The 16,370-nt window shown below is 61.7% G+C and carries 12 protein-coding genes; 10 read left to right on the plus strand and 2 right to left on the minus strand.

Annotation, left to right across the window (positions count from 1 at the left end; genetic code table 11):
* Nucleotides 1-121 precede the first annotated feature (121 nt).
* Together NJC38_RS11740 and NJC38_RS11745 are read right to left on the minus strand one after the other, a co-directional pair.
* Nucleotides 122-691, minus strand: a complete 570-nt coding sequence (locus tag NJC38_RS11740) for a response regulator transcription factor (protein WP_253114822.1) — start codon at nucleotides 689-691, stop codon at nucleotides 122-124.
* Nucleotides 688-1,947: an ATP-binding protein gene (locus NJC38_RS11745; RefSeq protein ID WP_253114844.1), complete on the minus strand. Its 1,260-nt coding sequence runs from the start codon at nucleotides 1,945-1,947 to the stop codon at nucleotides 688-690. Before NJC38_RS11745 ends, NJC38_RS11740 begins: the two co-directional genes overlap by 4 nt.
* A 210-nt stretch (nucleotides 1,948-2,157) precedes the next feature.
* On the opposite strand from NJC38_RS11745, the gene NJC38_RS11750 reads away from it, so the two are divergent.
* The 10 genes from NJC38_RS11750 (at nucleotide 2,158) to NJC38_RS11795 (ending at nucleotide 16,263) form a co-directional block, all read left to right on the plus strand.
* Nucleotides 2,158-2,874, plus strand: coding sequence for an SIMPL domain-containing protein (locus tag NJC38_RS11750; RefSeq protein WP_253114854.1), 717 nt, complete (start codon nucleotides 2,158-2,160; stop codon nucleotides 2,872-2,874).
* A 217-nt stretch (nucleotides 2,875-3,091) separates the two neighbouring features.
* Nucleotides 3,092-5,254 (plus strand): Het-C domain-containing protein, encoded by a 2,163-nt coding sequence (locus tag NJC38_RS11755; RefSeq protein ID WP_253114865.1) that lies wholly within the window; start codon nucleotides 3,092-3,094, stop codon nucleotides 5,252-5,254.
* 76 nt (nucleotides 5,255-5,330) lie between these two features.
* Nucleotides 5,331-6,932 (plus strand): ABC transporter substrate-binding protein, encoded by a 1,602-nt coding sequence (locus NJC38_RS11760; protein ID WP_253114870.1) that lies wholly within the window; start codon nucleotides 5,331-5,333, stop codon nucleotides 6,930-6,932.
* Between the two features lie 264 nt (nucleotides 6,933-7,196).
* The gene (locus NJC38_RS11765; protein WP_253114874.1) at nucleotides 7,197-8,819 is read left to right on the plus strand and encodes an ABC transporter substrate-binding protein; all 1,623 of its coding nucleotides are present in this window, start codon (nucleotides 7,197-7,199) and stop codon (nucleotides 8,817-8,819) included.
* A 244-nt stretch (nucleotides 8,820-9,063) separates the two neighbouring features.
* Nucleotides 9,064-10,662, plus strand: coding sequence for an ABC transporter substrate-binding protein (locus tag NJC38_RS11770; protein ID WP_253114878.1), 1,599 nt, complete (start codon nucleotides 9,064-9,066; stop codon nucleotides 10,660-10,662).
* Between the two features lie 27 nt (nucleotides 10,663-10,689).
* On the plus strand, nucleotides 10,690-12,285 hold the full coding sequence (locus NJC38_RS11775) for an ABC transporter substrate-binding protein (protein WP_253114881.1): 1,596 nt from the start codon (nucleotides 10,690-10,692) through the stop codon (nucleotides 12,283-12,285).
* 74 nt (nucleotides 12,286-12,359) lie between these two features.
* Nucleotides 12,360-13,370: an ABC transporter permease subunit gene (locus NJC38_RS11780; protein ID WP_253114884.1), complete on the plus strand. Its 1,011-nt coding sequence runs from the start codon at nucleotides 12,360-12,362 to the stop codon at nucleotides 13,368-13,370.
* 10 nt (nucleotides 13,371-13,380) lie between these two features.
* Entirely contained in the window at nucleotides 13,381-14,310 is a 930-nt protein-coding gene (locus tag NJC38_RS11785) for an ABC transporter permease subunit (protein ID WP_253114887.1), read from the plus strand.
* 10 nt (nucleotides 14,311-14,320) lie between these two features.
* Complete coding sequence (locus tag NJC38_RS11790; protein WP_045487464.1) at nucleotides 14,321-15,289, plus strand: oligopeptide/dipeptide ABC transporter ATP-binding protein; 969 nt, start codon at nucleotides 14,321-14,323, stop codon at nucleotides 15,287-15,289.
* Complete coding sequence (locus NJC38_RS11795; RefSeq protein ID WP_253114890.1) at nucleotides 15,289-16,263, plus strand: peptide ABC transporter ATP-binding protein; 975 nt, start codon at nucleotides 15,289-15,291, stop codon at nucleotides 16,261-16,263. Before NJC38_RS11790 ends, NJC38_RS11795 begins: the two co-directional genes overlap by 1 nt.
* Nucleotides 16,264-16,370: the final 107 nt, after the last annotated feature.

Raw genomic sequence — 16,370 nt, forward strand, 5'->3', positions numbered from 1 at the left:
GAGGGTGTGAGCCCCATCTGCCCATTGGTCATGGGCCGCACGCCACGCAATGCGTCGCAGAGTGTCGCGCTGGCGCTCAAGGCCGGGCCTTTGAGCCGTTAGCCGATGTCGCCGGCAATGCTCAGCGACGCACCGGACGCTTCTGCAATTTGCGCTGCAAGGTACGCCGGTGCATGCCCAGCGCACGGGCGGTTGCCGAAATATTGCCCTCATGCTCGGTCAGCACCCGCTGGATGTGCTCCCACTGCAGACGGTCGACCGACATCGGGTTTTCCGGCACCAGGTTGTCGAGGTTGGCATGTTCCGACAGCAATGCTGCCAGCACATCATCAGCATCGGCCGGCTTGCACAGGTAGTTGCAGGCGCCGCGTTTGATGGCTTCGACAGCGGTGGCGATGCTCGAATAGCCGGTCAGGATCACCACCCGCATGTCCGGGTCCATTTCCAGTAGCTTGGGCAGCAGTACCAGGCCCGAGTCACCGTCCATTTTCAGGTCCAGCGCGGCGTACTCAGGAATATCCTGCTGCGCAAGGATCAGGCCTTCTTCGGCTGAGCCTGCGGTGCTGACCCGAAAACCGCGGCGGGTCATTGCCCGGGCCATGACCCGGGTAAACGTCGCATCGTCATCGACCAGCAACAGGTGCGGCAGCTCTTCGCCATCGGCCTGTTCGGCCAGATTCTCTTCACTCATGCTTGTTCTCCTTTCTTGTCACGGGGCAGGCGCAACTCGGTGAGCGTGCCGCCTTCTTCATGACGATAGAGCCTGACCGAGCCACCCGCCCGGGTGACGCTGGCCTTGCTCAGAAAAAGACCCAGGCCGAAGCCTTTGCCTTTGGTGGTGAAAAACGGTTTGCCAATTTGCTCGGCAATCGCGGCAGGCACACCCGGCCCCTGGTCGCGAATCCTGATAAAGACCTCGGCACTGTCCCAGTCGAGACTCACATGCAGATTCTCGGCGCAGGCATCGGCGGCGTTGTTGAGCAGGTTAAGCAACGCCTGGGTCAGGTCCGGCGGCGGCGCCAGCATCGGCACACTGCCCTGCCCCAGTTGCTGGAAACGGTAGCTGACCTCAGGGCGCATCAGGTGCCAGCGGTTCAGTGACTCGTCCAGCCAGCGTGATGCGGTCTGGTACTGCACGGCCATGCGCCGGTTGGCTTCTGCGGCACGTACCAGGTGCTGCAAGGTGTGCTTGCACTGCCCGACCTGCTCCTGAAGCACCGCGAGGTCTTCTTGCAGCCCCGGGTCCTTGTGGTCCTGGCGCATTTCATTGAGCAGCACGCTCATGGTTGCCAGCGGCGTGCCCAACTCATGGGCGGCGCCGGCTGCCTGGGTTGCCACTGCCAGCAGCTGCTCGTCGCGCAGGCCCTCTTCGCGGCGCTCGGCGCGCAGTTGTTCCTGACGCCGCAGTTCTTCGGCCATCCGCGCGGCAAAAAAGGTAATCACCCCGGCGGCAAGCACGAAGCTCAGCCACATGCCGTAGATCTGCATGTTTTCCTTGGCGATCGGGTAAGTCTCCAGCGGGTAGACCTGGGCCAGCAACCAGGTGTACAGCGCCAGCGCAATCCCGGAGAGAATCAGCGAATAGCGCCATGGCAGGGTGACCGCGGCGATGGTCAAGGGCACCAGGTAATAAGACACGAACGGGTTGGTCGAGCCGCCGGAGTAATACAGCAGGGCGCTGTGGATGATCAGGTCCAGGGCCAGTTGCACGGCATATTCCTGTTCGCTGACCAGCCACGGCGTGCGCAGGCGCAGCGCCGTCAGGGCGCAGAGGATCGCCGAACAGCCGAGGGTGATCGACAGCGGCAGCCACGGCAGCGGCAACACCTCGAACAACCAGGCAATGCCCACCGAGCCTGCCTGGGCAGCCAGGACCAGCACGCGAATAAAGGTCAGACGCCACAGGTTTTGCCGGGTGGCTGAAAGCATTTGAACGGGGACGAGCATGAGCTCTCCTGCTGAGCGCACCGGGCGCGGATGAATCACAATGAGTATAACCAAGCACAGGTCAAAACCGGCAATCATGCGGCAATGCGCCACAGATACAATCGCTGCAATGAATTGTTCAGCCACACTGCCGGAACCGGCCCCGCAGCCCATAGTCTGATTGCCCATGCCGAACGACAACCGTCGCAGGCCATTCAACAAGGAGTTCCCATGCTTAAACTTCGCCCTGCCGCCGCCCTGCTGGCCCTGAGCGCCGCCGTGCTGGCCAGCGTCCCGGCGCTTGCCGATGAGCCGCGCTACAACCAGGTTTCGCTGCGCGCCGAAGTCGACAAGGAAGTGGCCCGCGACCTGATGGAGGTCACCCTGTACACCGAAGCCCAGGACCGTGATCCTGGCAAACTCGCCGCGCAGGTCAGCGAAGCCCTCAACAAGGCCATCGGCCAGGCCCGCCAGGTCAAGGAAGTCGAGGTCCGCCAGGGCAGCCGCAACAGCTCGCCGATCTACGACGACAAAGGCCAGAAAATCACCGGCTGGCGCGAGCGTGCCGAGATCCGCCTGGAAAGCGCCGACTTCACCGCATTGTCGAAACTCACCGGCGAGCTGCTCACCGATCTGAAAATGGGCGGCATGGAGTTCTCGATTTCTTCACCAACCCGCAAAACCAGCGAAGACGCATTGCTCAAAGATGCCGTGGCCGCGTTCAAGGCCCGCGCCCAACTGGTCACTGAAGCCATGGGTGGCCAAGGCTACAAAGTGGTCAGCCTGAACCTCAATACCTCAGGTTATCCACAGCCCTACCTGCGCTCGCCGGCCCCCATGATGATGAAAGCCGACCGTGCCGAAGCGTCGGTCACCCCGGATATCGAAGCTGGCACCTCGAAGGTCACCGTCGCCGCAGACGGGGTGATCGAGGTGCAGATTCCCTGACACCTGCTGCCTTGCCCGCGATGCCTGATCGCGGGCGAGGCTGTTTGCGCTGAACGGCCCTGGCTGATGCTTTCTGCCTGTCACACCAGCCAACGCCCCGCGCCTGCGCCTAAAAATCCCACAGCCTGCGTATCGCGCGTCCGATTTTGCATTCCTGATCAAACCGTACACTCGGTCCTTGCAAACACTCATTGACAGTTGTTCAAGGAATCAAGGAATGAATCCTCTTATCTCGGCCACCCGGCCCCATCACTCGCGCCACCAGAGCCTGCTGGCCAAAGGCAGGCCGCAGCCCCAGCATCGCCAGCGCGTGCCGCCTGGCGTGCTGCACAGCCGCTTCGTTCTGGAGCAATTGACCGAGCTGGCCAGGCGTTGCCAGGCGCCAGAGTTCGTCATGCTGCTGGCGCCGGTGTTCGGCCTGGACCTGCCGCCCCAAGTCTATTTAAGGCTACAGACCGCCTTGCAAGATAAAGAGATCAGTGCGCCGCGCTGCCAGATCGTCGCTGACGGCTTCTACCCGGCCGAATACGACAGCCAGCAGCGCACGGTGCGCTTGCACAGCGCAGCGCTGGACTATGTACAGGCCAATCCGCAGGCGGCCTGGGAACTGCTGGAAATTCTCCTGCATGAGTTCGGCCATCACCTCGACACGCTGTTGCGCGAAGACCTGAGCATCGATGGCCCGGTGCATCGCGATGCACCGAATGAAGAAGGCGGCCGCTATGCACTGCGCATGGCCAGGGCGGGATGGTCTGGCGCGCAGCCGGTACTGCTGGCCAGCTACCAGGACAACAACGGCCAGCCCGTCAGCCTGCACATCGACGCACAACAGGCCCTCAAGCAGATCCTGTCCAGCGAGTCGCTCATCGGGCGCAATACCGGTAAAGCGGGCAACGAGCATCACGAGCAGTTCGAAGCCACCGGCGAGCAAGACGGCAAGTTCAGCCATGAGCGTATCGAAAGGCGCTTGCTGAAACTGGGTTTGTCTGAACACGAGCGGCAGACCATTTACTTCGGTAACTGGCTGCGTGACTACTCGCAGTTGCTGGACCCCAAGCTGGTGCGCGGCCCCGGCATGGCCAAGGACTTTCCAAAACTACTGTCGCGCCCGGCGCTGACCGAGATTGTCGATATCCTCGCCACCCGCCGGTTTGCCGAAGCACGCCTGCGCGACCCGGACAGCTTCAAGGTCACCGCGCAACGGCTCGGGGTTTATCGGCCCAGCGAACACATCGACAACCCCGGGGTCGAGACGGCGGCGTTCGATCTGACTGAACGCGACGCGGACTTCGAGCCGTGGGTACTGGCCGGCGACCCGGCGTTACAGGTTGATTTCGCCACGTCAGCAAAGGGCTATATCCAGCGCTCGGTCGGCTATATGCAGGACGAGCTGCGCGCAGCCATGCAGCACGGCCGTACACCCGAGGGGCTAAGGCGCTTCGGTGCAGCGCTGCATGTGCTGGAAGACTTTTTCGCTCACTCCAACTTCATCGAGCTGGGGCTGATCAAGCTCGGCTACCCGGTGCTGGCCTGGACCTCACCGGTCGACTGCAAGTGGCAGTTGCCGCTGGTCACCGGCCGCTTTGCCAGTGCCGATGTGATCGCCAGCCTGGCCCAACCGGTGGCCAGGCTGATCGCCCCGGACGAGAACTGGCAGTTCAATCCGGACAAACCAGGCGAGTTGAGCGACACCGACCGCATGCTGCTGGTGTTGCTCAACGAACACCGTGACACCAGCCTGCTAGGCGCCTACGAGAACTGGATCGAGGCCCGCGACGTATTGCGCGAAAACAGGCTGGTGCAGCTACTCAAGCTCAAGGCCTGGGCCCAGACCGCCCCGCTACGGCTGGTCAGCAACGCCTGGAATGAGGTGCAGCGCGGCGTCCTGAGCCTGCTTGGCAGCCATGTCGACGATGCCCAGACCTTGTTTGGCGGCGACCCCAACAGTAACGGTTCCAGCGACCCGACCCACTCGCAACTGGCCAAGGACCATGCCGAACACCCCCTGCATGAGCCCGCCGGGCTGCTGGCTTCGCAAGCCGTCGGCCGGGTGGCGCAAGCCATGATTGACCACTGGAACGCTCAGCCTGGTGAAGACCCGTTGCACCTGACGGCCAGCTTCTTCTGCCACGCCCGTGACAGCGACTGGCAGGACGAGCTGCTCGCCGAATGGGCGATCGGTAACCCGCATCAGATCGAGCGCGCCAGTTCGCTTACGGAGCTGCAAACCCTGCAAGAGCAATTGCACAGCCAACTCGCCCTGGCCGTGCACAATTTAGAGCAGCAAAGCCGCTCGACCTGGGATTACCTGAAGGGGCTGTTCGAACACCTGTTGGGCGATCTGATCAGCCTGGACACTGCGGACTCCGCAGACTTGTAGGAAAAGTCGCCAGTGGGGCATGCTGCGGCAACTCTGACTGCCGCCTTAGCGTGGGGATTTAATGAAAAGCGACCTGATGGAAAAGACCGTCTTCAAACCCTTGCTGTTGACTGCTGCACTGTTGGCCTGCGCGCCGCTGGCGCAGGCCGCGACCACCCTGGTGTATTGCTCCGAAGCCAGCCCGGCCGGCTTCGACCCGAGCCAGTACACCAGCGGTACTGACTTCGATGCCTCTGCCGAAACCGTCTTCAACCGCCTGACCCAGTTCAAGCGTGGCAGCACTGAGGTCGAACCGGGCCTGGCCACTGAGTGGCAGGTAGCCGCCGACGGCCTGAGCTACACCTTCACGTTACGCAAGGGGGTGAAGTTTCATACCACCGAGTTCTTCACCCCAAGCCGTGACTTCAACGCCGACGACGTACTGTTCACCTTCAACCGCCTGCTCGACCCCAACCAGCCGTTTCGCAAAGCTTACCCGTCCGAGTCGCCGTATTTCACCGACATGGGCCTGAACACCACCATCAAAAGCATTGAAAAGCTCGACGAGCAGACCGTGCGTTTCAACCTGAACAACGTCGATGCGGCGTTCGTGCAGAACCTGGCCATGAGCTTTGCCTCGATCCAGTCTGCCGAATACGCCGAGCAGTTGCTCAAGCAGGGCAAGGCGGCCGACCTGAACCAGAAGCCGGTGGGTACCGGGCCGTTCGTACTCAAGCGCTACCAGAAAGATTCACAGATCCGTTACGTCGCCAACAAGGATTACTGGAAGCCTGAGGATGTGAAGATCGACAACCTGATTTTCTCGATCAACACCGATGCCGCAGTACGCCTGCAAAAGCTCAAGGCCGGCGAGTGCCATGTCAGCGGTTACCCGCGCCCGCAGGATATCGAAGAGGTCGAAAAGGACCCGCGCCTCAAGGTACTCAGCCAGCCAGGCTTCAACCTGGGCTTTATCGCCTATAACGTGACCCACCCGCCGCTGGATCAACTCAAGGTCCGCCAGGCGCTGGACATGGCGATCGACAAGCCGGCGATCATCAAGGCGGTGTACCGCAGCGCCGGGCAACTGGCACAGAACGCCTTGCCGCCGGGCCAGTGGGGCTTTGACCCGAATATCAAGGACGCCCCGCACGACCCGGAAAAGGCCCGCCAGTTGCTCAAGGAGGCCGGGGTCGCGCCAGGCACGCAGATCAACCTGTGGGCGATGACCGTACAGCGCGCCTCCAACCCCAACGCACGGTTGTCAGCGCAAATGATCCAGGCCGACTGGGACAAGATCGGCATCAAGGCCAATATCGTCAGTTATGAATGGGGCGAGTACATCAAGCGCGCCAAAGCCGGTGAACATGATGTGATGATCTACGGCTGGACCGGTGACAACGGTGATCCGGATAACTGGCTTGGCGTGCTGTACAGCTGCGCAGCGGTCAAGGGCAGCAACTACGCCAAATGGTGTGACCCGGCCTACGACAAGCTGGTGCAACAGGCCAAGGTCACCAGCAACCGCGATGAGCGGGTCAAGCTGTATCAACAGGCCCAGCAGATTCTCAAGACCCAGGTGCCGATCACCCCGATTGCCAACTCAAAGGTGTTTCAGCCAATGCGCAAAGAGGTTCAGGACTTCAAGATCAGCCCCTTCGGCCTGACGCCTTTTTATGGCGTCAGCCTGAGCAAATAACCTGACAGTAACAAACCGCTTCAGGCGGGTGCATCTTACCCACCCGCCTGACGCATTTTGACGCAGAAAACGATGGCAAAGTGCCCACGCAAACGATCAAACGCTGCCGTTTGATTCATTTTTGCGACATTCCTGTACGATCGTTCCACATTTATTCCCTCCTCACCGAGCTGTTTCTGGATTCGGGTATATACCCTGCATATCACCTGACAAGGTTGGCTCATGAGGCTGACCACATTCCAATGACAATAACTTGAGGCCACCATGCTCAAAACTGCGGTCATTCCGTTTTTCGTCAGTGCCAGCCTGCTGGCGGCTACCCCTTACGCCCACGCGGCAGGCAATCTGGTGTTCTGCTCCGAAGGCAGCCCGGCAGGGTTTGACCCCGCGCAATACGTGGCCGGCACCGACTTCGACGCCAGCGCCGAAACCATCTTCAACCGCCTGACCCAGTTCGAGCGTGGCAGCACCGCCGTGGTGCCGGGTCTGGCCACCCGCTGGGATATCGCCCCGGACCTGCTGAGCTACACTTTCCACCTGCGTGAAGGCGTGAAGTTCCATACCACCCCGTGGTTCAAGCCCAGCCGTAACTTCAACGCCGATGACGTGCTGTTCACCTTCAACCGCATGATCGACAAGGACCAGCCGTTCCGTAAGGCCTACCCAACCGAGTTTCCGTATTTCACCGACATGGGTATGGACAGCAACATCAAACAGATCGAAAAGCTCGACGAACACACGGTGAAGTTCACCCTCAACAGCGTCGACGCCGCGTTCATCCAGAACCTGGCCATGAGCTTCGCCTCGATCCAGTCTGCCGAATACGCCGAACAACTGCTCAAACAGGGCAAGCCCGAAGACATCAACCAGAAGCCGGTGGGCACCGGGCCGTTCGTGTTCAAGAGCTACCAGAAGGACTCGAACATTCGCTATACCGGTAACAAGGAGTACTGGCACCCCGAAGACGTGCGGGTCGACAACCTGATCTTCGCCATCACCACCGATCCGTCGGTGCGCATGCAAAAGCTCAAGCGCAACGAGTGCCAGGTCACTGCATATCCGCGCCCTGCCGATCTGGAATCGCTCAAGGCCGACAAGAACCTGCAAATGCCTGAGCAGGCCGGTTTCAACCTGGGCTATATCGCCTACAACGTTTCCGACAAGATCAAGGGCAGCGATGCTGCCAACCCGCTGGCCCAGTTGCAGGTCCGCCAGGCGCTGGACATGGCGGTCAACAAACCGGCGATCATCAATGCGGTGTATCAGGGTGCCGGGCAACTGGCAGTCAACGCCATGCCACCCACCCAGTGGTCCTATGACGACACCGTCAAGGACGCGCCTTACGACCTGGACAAAGCCAGGGCACTGCTCAAGCAAGCCGGTATCAAGGAAGGCACCGAGATCAGCCTGTGGGCGATGCCGGTGCAGCGCCCCTACAACCCCAACGCGCGGTTGATGGCCGAACTGATCCAGGCCGACTGGAAGAAGATCGGCATCAACGCCAAAATCGTCAGCTACGAGTGGGGTGAATACCTCAAACGCGCCAAGGCCGGCGAAATCGGCGCCATGCTGATTGGCTGGAGCGGCGACAACGGCGACCCGGACAACTGGCTCGGGACGCTGTTTGGCTGTGATGCGGTCAACGGCAACAACTATTCCAAGTGGTGCGATCAAGCCTTCGACAAACTGATCAAGCAGGCCAAGGCCACCCCCGGCCAGGACCAGCGCAGCGTGCTGTACAAACAGGCGCAGCACCTGCTCAAAGACGCAGTGCCGCTGACCCCCATCGCCCACTCAACGGTCTACCAACCCATGCGCGCCAATGTACTGGACTTCAAGATCAGCCCGTTCGGCCTGAACTCGTTCTATGGGGTGGGCATCAAGTAGCCTGCTTTGATGCTTCGCTGCTAAAGCAGCTCCTACAGCGGTTGCGTGGGTGTACTCGTACCTCGTAGGAGCCGCTTTAGCGGCGAACACATCACGCCATATCTCTCGGACGTTTCCTACGAAACATGAAGCCTTCTGACCGACATACCGGACGAATCGACTGACATACAGTGCAGAACCTGGCGCATCCGGGCACTCCCCGGCCTATGCCCGTTCCGTCTTGTGACCTGAAAAAGGGAAGATCATGCGCTCTACCATCGCAACGGCATCTTTATTGAGCCTGGCGCTGTTCACCGCCGCGCCTCACGCCCTGGCCGCCAACAGCCTGGTGTTCTGCTCCGAGGCCAGCCCGTCGGGCTTCGACACGGCGCAATACACCTCGGCCACCGATAACGATGCCGCCCAGCCGCTGTATAACCGGCTGGCCGAGTTCGAAAAAGGCGGCACAGTGGCCATCCCGGCGCTGGCCACTTCATGGGATGTATCGGCAGATGGCCTGGTTTATACCTTCCACCTGCGTGAAGGGGTGAAATTCCACAGCAACAAGGCCTTTACCCCCAGCCGCAACTTCAATGCCGACGACGTGCTGTTCACCTTCAACCGCATGCTCAACACCGAGCATCCGTTTCGCCTCGCCTACCCCACCGAGTTTCCGTACTTCACCGGCATGGGCATGGACAAGAAGATCCATTCGGTGACCAAGAGCGGGCCGATGACGGTTGTCTTCACTCTCAACAGTGTCGACGCGGCCTTTATTCAGAACCTGGCGATGAGCTTCGCCTCGATCCTGTCAGCCGAATACGCCGAGCAACTGATGGCCGCAGGCAAGGCGCGGGATATCAACCAGCAGCCGATCGGCACCGGCCCGTATAGCTTCCAGCGTTACCAGAAAGACGCGCAGATTCGCTACAAGGGCAACCCCGATTATTGGGCGCCGGAACAGGTCAAGCTGGATCAGTTGATCTTCGCCATCAACACCGACGCCTCGGTGCGCCTGCAAAAGCTGCGCAAGAACGAATGCCAGGTCACCCTGCATCCACGCCCTGCCGATGTACCGGGGCTCAAGGCCGATCCACAGTTGCAGGTGATCGAAAGCCCCGGCTACAACCTGGGCTACATCAGCTACAACGTACGCCATGCGCCGCTGGACAAGCTGGCAGTGCGCCAGGCACTGGACATGGCGGTCAACAAACAGGCGATCATCGATGCGGTGTATCAGGGTGCCGGGCAAAAAGCCGTCAACGGCATGCCACCGTCGCAGTGGTCCTACGACAGCAGTATTCAGGACGCGCCCTATAACCCCGACAAGGCCCGCGAACTGCTGCGCGCCGCCGGGGTCAAGGAAGGAACGGAGTTGACCCTGTGGGCCATGCCGGTGCAGCGCCCGTATAACCCCAACGCCCGATTGATGGCCGAGATGCTGCAGGCCGACTGGGCCAAGATCGGGATCAAGGCGCGCATCGTCAGCTATGAATGGGGCGAGTACCTGAAACGCAGCAAGAACGGCGAGCACGACATCTCGCTGATCGGCTGGACCGGCGACAACGGCGACCCGGACAACTGGCTGGGGACCCTTTACAGCTGCGCGGCAATCGGTGGCAACAACTACTCGATGTGGTGTGACGAACAGTACGACCGGCTGATCAAGTCAGCCATCGCCAGCACCGACCGGGAACTGCGCAGCGGGCTGTATCAACAGGCGCAGCGTTACCTCAAGCAACAGGTGCCGATCACCCCGATTGCCCACTCGACCGTCAGCCAGCCGCTGCGCGCCAACGTTCAGGGGTTCAAGGTCAGCCCGTTCGGCCGTAACGACTTTTCCGGGGTGAGCATTGTCGATTAACTGCTGCAGAGCACAGGAGTGCAGCCATTGAAACTGACTTTCAGCCACTGGCCGCTGGTTCTGGCGCTGTCAGCCGCCAGCCTGGCGGTGCAGGCCAAGCCGTTGGTGGTGTGTACAGAAGCCAGCCCGGAAGGCTTCGACATCGTGCAATACACCACCGCAGTGACCGCGGATGCGTCGGCCGAAACCATCCTCGAACGGCTGGTGGCTTTTAAACCGGGCAGCACCGACCCGCAGCCGGGCCTGGCCGAACGCTGGGAGATCAGCGAGGACGGCTTGCAGTACACCTTTCATCTGCGTCGCGGGGTGAAATTTCACAGCACCGATGACTTCAAGCCAAGCCGTGAAATGAACGCCGATGACGTGCTATGGAGCTTTAAGCGCCAGCTCGACCCGGCCCATCCCTGGCACACACTGTCGTCGGTGGGCTTTGCGTATTTCGAGAGCATGGGGTTTCGCGCCCTGCTCAAGGCCGTCGAAAAGCTGGACGAGCACACGGTGCGCTTCACCCTGAGCCGCGCTGAAGCGCCTTTTCTACGTGACCTGGCAATGCCCTTCACCTCGGTCTATTCCGCCGAATACGCCGGGCAATTGCTGCAACAGGGCAAGCCGGAACGCCTCAACAGCCAACCGGTGGGCACCGGCCCCTTTATCCTGACCCGCTACATCAAGGACGCCCAGGTACGCTTCAAGGCCAACCCGGATTACTGGAAAGGCCCGGTACCCAGCGAAATTCTGGTGTTCGCCATCACCCTGGACAGCAATACCCGGCTGCAAAAACTCAAGGCCAACGAGTGCCAGGTGGCGGTCTACCCCAAGCCTGACGACATCGAAGTGATCAAGGCCGATCCGCAGTTGGCCATCGATGAAATGGAAGCCATGATGACCAGCTATGTGGCGCTCAACACCCGCAAACCCTGGCTCAGTGATGTCAGGGTGCGTCAGGCAATCAATCTTGCATTCGACAAACAGGCCTATCTCAAGGCATTGTTCGGGGATGGCAAGGCGACAGCAGGCAGCGGCCCTTATCCGCCGACCCTGTCAGGCTTCGATCATACGCAGCACAATCAGGCCCATGATCCGCAAAAAGCCCTGGCTTTGCTCAAACAAGCCGGGGTGCCGAACGGCCAGGTACTGACCCTGTTCACCCGCAACGGTGGCGGGGTGACCAACCCCAACCCGTTGCTCGGCGCGCAGATGTTGCAGGCCGACCTGGCCAGGGTCGGCCTGAGCGTGGATATTCGCGTCATGGAGTGGGCCGAAATGCTGCGCCGGGCCAAACGCGGCGAGCACGATATGGTGTTCGCCGGCTGGGCAGGCGACAACGGCGACCCGGACAACTTCCTGACCCCCAACCTCGGTTGCGAGGCGGCAGGCAACGGCGAAAACTACGCCCGCTGGTGCAACCCCGAATTCGAGGCGGCCATCAGCCAGGCACGAGGCACCACCGAACCCTCTACTCGGGCGGCCCTCTATCAGAAAGCCCAGCAGGTTTTCATCCGGGAACAACCCTGGATCAGCCTCGCTTACCCGAAACTGTTCGTGGCCCGGCGACACAACGTCGAAGGCTTCGTTATCAGTCCGCTAACCAATAACAACTTCGCGACCACGAGCGTGAAGTAGACAACCACTCCGCCACACCCCGCACGGGGCAAGCGGCGGATTTGCCTGAACGGCCTAATGAGGAACATCGCAGAATGTTGAGTTTCATTGCCCGCCGGGTGGGGTTGCTGATCCCCACCTTTTTCGGGATTACCCTGCTCACCTTTGCCCTGATTCGCCTGATCCCCGGCGACCCGGTGGAGGTGATGATGGGCGAACGCCGGGTCGACCCCGAAATGCACGCCCAGGCCATGGAGCGCCTGGGTCTGAACAAACCGCTGCATGAGCAGTACGTCGATTACATCGCAAAACTTGCCCAGGGCGACCTCGGTGAATCGCTGCGCACCCGCGAAAGCGTCTGGAAAGAATTCCTCTCGCTGTTCCCCGCCACCGTAGAGCTGGCCTTGGCCGCTCTGCTGTTTGCCGGGGTGCTGGGGCTGCTGGCCGGAGTGATCGCGGCGCTCAAGCGCGGCTCGCTGTTCGACCACGGGGTCATGGGAGTCTCGCTGGCCGGCTATTCGATGCCGATCTTCTGGTGGGGCCTGATCCTGATCATGTTCTTCTCGGTGACCCTGGGCTGGACCCCGGTTTCCGGACGCATCGATCTGCTTTACGACATCCCGCCCGTCACCGGCTTCATGCTGATCGACACCCTGCTCAGTGACGAACCGGGCTCGTTCCTCGATGCCCTGCACCACCTGATCCTGCCGGCCATCGTATTGGGCACCATCCCGCTGGCGGTGATCGCCCGGATGACCCGCTCCTCGATGCTCGAAGTGCTGCGTGAAGACTACGTACGCACGGCACGGGCCAAAGGCCTGTCGCCGGCACGAGTCGTGTTCATCCACGGTCTGCGCAACGCGCTGATTCCGGTGCTCACCGTGTTCGGCCTGCAGGTCGGCGCGTTGCTGGCCGGCGCCGTGCTGACCGAAACCATCTTTTCCTGGCCGGGCATCGGCAAGTGGTTGATCGAGGCGATTGGCGCCCGTGACTACCCTGTCGTGCAGAACGGCATCCTGTTGATCGCCTGCCTGGTGATCCTGGTCAATTTCGTTGTGGATATTCTTTATGGCATCGCCAACCCGCGCATCCGTCACCAACGCTGAGATACCAGCCATGAGTGAAGAGCAAGCCAAGGGCGAACAAAGCAGCGCCCAAGCCGTCGATCAGAGCCTGTTCTACCCGTCGCCGTTCAGGGAGTTCTGGCAGGCGTTCGCTAAAAACAAAGGCGCCGTGGCCGGCCTGGCGTTCATGCTGCTGATCATCTTCTGCGCCCTGTTCGCCCCTTGGGTCGCCCCCCATGACCCGAGCGAGCAATACCGCGACTTCCTGCTGACCCCGCCAGCCTGGCTGGAGGGTGGCCAGTGGCAGTTCATCCTCGGCACCGACGAAGTCGGCCGCGATCTGCTCTCACGGCTGATCCACGGTGCGCGACTGTCGCTGCTGATCGGCCTGTCGTCGGTGGTCATGTCGTTGATTCCCGGCATCCTGCTCGGCCTGCTGGCCGGGTTCTTCCCGCGCCTGATCGGCCCGTCGGTAATGCGTCTGATGGACGTGATGCTGGCCCTGCCCTCGCTGCTGCTGGCGGTGGCCATCGTCGCCATCCTCGGCCCTGGCCTGATCAACACCGTGATCGCGATTGCCATCGTCTCGCTGCCGTCCTACGTGCGCCTGACCCGCGCCGCCGTGATGGGCGAGCTGAACCGCGACTACGTCACCGCAGCAAGGCTGGCTGGCGCCACCCTGCCACGGCTGATGTTCGTCACCGTGCTGCCCAACTGCATGGCGCCGCTGATCGTGCAGGCGACCCTGAGCTTCTCCTCGGCGATTCTCGACGCCGCCGCACTGGGCTTCCTGGGCCTGGGTGTCCAGCCGCCCACCCCTGAGTGGGGCACCATGCTCGCCTCGGCACGGGACTATATCGAACGTGCCTGGTGGGTGGTCAGCCTGCCCGGCCTGACCATTTTGCTCAGCGTGCTGGCAATCAACCTGATGGGCGACGGCCTGCGCGACGCGCTGGACCCGAAACTCAAGAACGCCGCCTGAGGAACCTGCCATGTCACTGCTTGAAATCAATAATCTCAGCGTGCGCTTCGGCGATGCCAAAGCCGTTCCCGTGGTCGATGGCCTGTCGCTGAAAGTCGAAAAAGGTGAAGTGCTGGCCATCGTCGGTGAGTCCGGCTCAGGCAAATCGGTGACCATGATGGCCTTGATGGGCCTGATCGATCACCCCGGCATCATCCAGGCCGATGCGCTGCGTTTCGACGGTAACGAGCTGCTCAAACTCAATGCCCGGCAACGACGCAAGATCATCGGCAAAGACCTGGCCATGGTGTTCCAGGACCCGATGACTGCACTCAACCCCAGCTACACCGTGGGTTACCAGATTATCGAAGTGCTGCGCCAGCACCTGGGGCTGTCCGGCAAGGCAGCGCGCCAGCGCGCCCTGGAGCTGCTGGAAAAGGTCGAGATCCCTGGCGCGGCTCAGCGTCTGGATGCTTATCCGCACCAGTTGTCGGGCGGCATGAGCCAGCGGGTGGCGATTGCCATGGCGATTGCCGGTGAGCCCAAGCTGTTGATCGCCGACGAGCCCACCACCGCGCTGGACGTTACCATCCAGGCGCAGATCATGGACCTGCTGCTGAACCTGCAAAAAGAGCAGGACATGGCCCTGGTGCTGATCACCCACGACCTGGCCGTGGTGGCCGAAACCGCCCAGCGGGTCTGCGTGATGTATGCCGGGCAAGCGGTGGAGGTTGGCCAGGTGCCTGGCCTGTTCGACGTACCGGCCCACCCTTATAGCGAAGCACTGCTGGCTGCGATCCCGGAGCACAGTCTGGGCGCCGAGCGCCTGGCCACCCTGCCAGGTCTGGTGCCGGGCCGCTACGACCGGCCGCAGGGCTGCCTGCTGTCACCGCGCTGCCCCTATGTGCGCGACAACTGCCATACCCAGCGCCCGGCCCTGGACCCCAAGGCGCATAGCCTGGCACGCTGTTTCTATCCCTTGAATCAGGAGGTGGCGTAATGAGCGTCGTACTGACTGCCCGCGACCTGCACCGTCACTATGAAGTCTCCCAGGGGCTGTTCAAGGGCAGCGCCACCGTGCGCGCCCTTAACGGCGTGTCGTTCGAGCTGGAGGCCGGCAAGACCCTGGCGGTAGTCGGCGAATCGGGCTGTGGCAAGTCCACCCTGGCCCGCGCCCTGACCCTGATCGAGGAACCGTCAGCGGGCTCATTGCAGATTGCCGGCCGGGAAGTGACCGGGGCCAGCAAGGCGGACCGCAAGCAGTTGCGCCGCGATGTGCAGATGGTGTTCCAGAGTCCTTACGCGTCGCTCAACCCACGCCAGAAGATCGGTGACCAGCTTGGCGAGCCGCTGCTGATCAACACTGACCTGAGCCGCGCCGAACGCCGCGAGCGGGTGCAGGCGATGATGAGCCAGGTGGGGCTGCGCCCGGAGCATTATCAGCGCTACCCGCATATGTTCTCCGGTGGCCAGCGCCAGCGCATTGCCCTGGCCAGAGCGATGATGCTGCAACCGAAGGTGCTGGTGGCCGATGAGCCGACTTCGGCGCTGGACGTGTCGATCCAGGCACAAGTGTTGAACCTGTTCATGGATCTGCAGCAGCAGTTTCAGACCGCCTATGTGTTTATCTCGCACAACCTGTCGGTGGTCCGCCATGTGGCTGATTCGGTGCTGGTGATGTATCTGGGTCGGCCGGCGGAAATGGGGCCGAAAGAAGCGATCTACGAGCGGCCGCTGCATCCTTATACCCAGGCGCTGTTGTCGGCAACGCCGACGATTCATCCTGATCCGTTGAAGCCGAAGATCAAGATTGTGGGGGAACTGCCCAATCCGCTGAGCCCGCCGAGTGGCTGCGCGTTTCACAAGCGCTGCCCGTATGCGACGCAGCGTTGTGCCGAGGAGGTGCCGGCGTTGCGTGAGGTGGATCGACGGCAGGTGGCTTGTCACTATGCGGAGCAGTTTGTGGCGGCGTGACTTGGCGACGGGCCGCTTGTGGGCTCCGTAGGAGCGGCTTCAGCCGCGAAGCTCTTCCGGTCGTTGCAAAGGTCTTTGCCGCAGTTGTCTGGGCTGCGGGTTTCGCC

The sequence above is a fragment of the Pseudomonas sp. 21LCFQ010 genome (assembly GCF_024129905.1).
Classification (GTDB): domain Bacteria; phylum Pseudomonadota; class Gammaproteobacteria; order Pseudomonadales; family Pseudomonadaceae; genus Aquipseudomonas.

Excerpts from the sequence above, each read along its gene's own strand:
- NJC38_RS11740 (WP_253114822.1), bottom strand. The coding sequence starts at position 691 with ATGAGTGAAGAGAATCTGGCCGAACAGGCCGATGGCGAAGAGCTGCCG.
- NJC38_RS11745 (WP_253114844.1), bottom strand. The coding sequence starts at position 1,947 with ATGCTCGTCCCCGTTCAAATGCTTTCAGCCACCCGGCAAAACCTGTGG.
- NJC38_RS11750 (WP_253114854.1), top strand. The coding sequence starts at position 2,158 with ATGCTTAAACTTCGCCCTGCCGCCGCCCTGCTGGCCCTGAGCGCCGCC.
- NJC38_RS11755 (WP_253114865.1), top strand. The coding sequence starts at position 3,092 with ATGAATCCTCTTATCTCGGCCACCCGGCCCCATCACTCGCGCCACCAG.
- NJC38_RS11760 (WP_253114870.1), top strand. The coding sequence starts at position 5,331 with ATGGAAAAGACCGTCTTCAAACCCTTGCTGTTGACTGCTGCACTGTTG.
- NJC38_RS11765 (WP_253114874.1), top strand. The coding sequence starts at position 7,197 with ATGCTCAAAACTGCGGTCATTCCGTTTTTCGTCAGTGCCAGCCTGCTG.
- NJC38_RS11770 (WP_253114878.1), top strand. The coding sequence starts at position 9,064 with ATGCGCTCTACCATCGCAACGGCATCTTTATTGAGCCTGGCGCTGTTC.
- NJC38_RS11780 (WP_253114884.1), top strand. The coding sequence starts at position 12,360 with ATGTTGAGTTTCATTGCCCGCCGGGTGGGGTTGCTGATCCCCACCTTT.
- NJC38_RS11785 (WP_253114887.1), top strand. The coding sequence starts at position 13,381 with ATGAGTGAAGAGCAAGCCAAGGGCGAACAAAGCAGCGCCCAAGCCGTC.
- NJC38_RS11790 (WP_045487464.1), top strand. The coding sequence starts at position 14,321 with ATGTCACTGCTTGAAATCAATAATCTCAGCGTGCGCTTCGGCGATGCC.
- NJC38_RS11795 (WP_253114890.1), top strand. The coding sequence starts at position 15,289 with ATGAGCGTCGTACTGACTGCCCGCGACCTGCACCGTCACTATGAAGTC.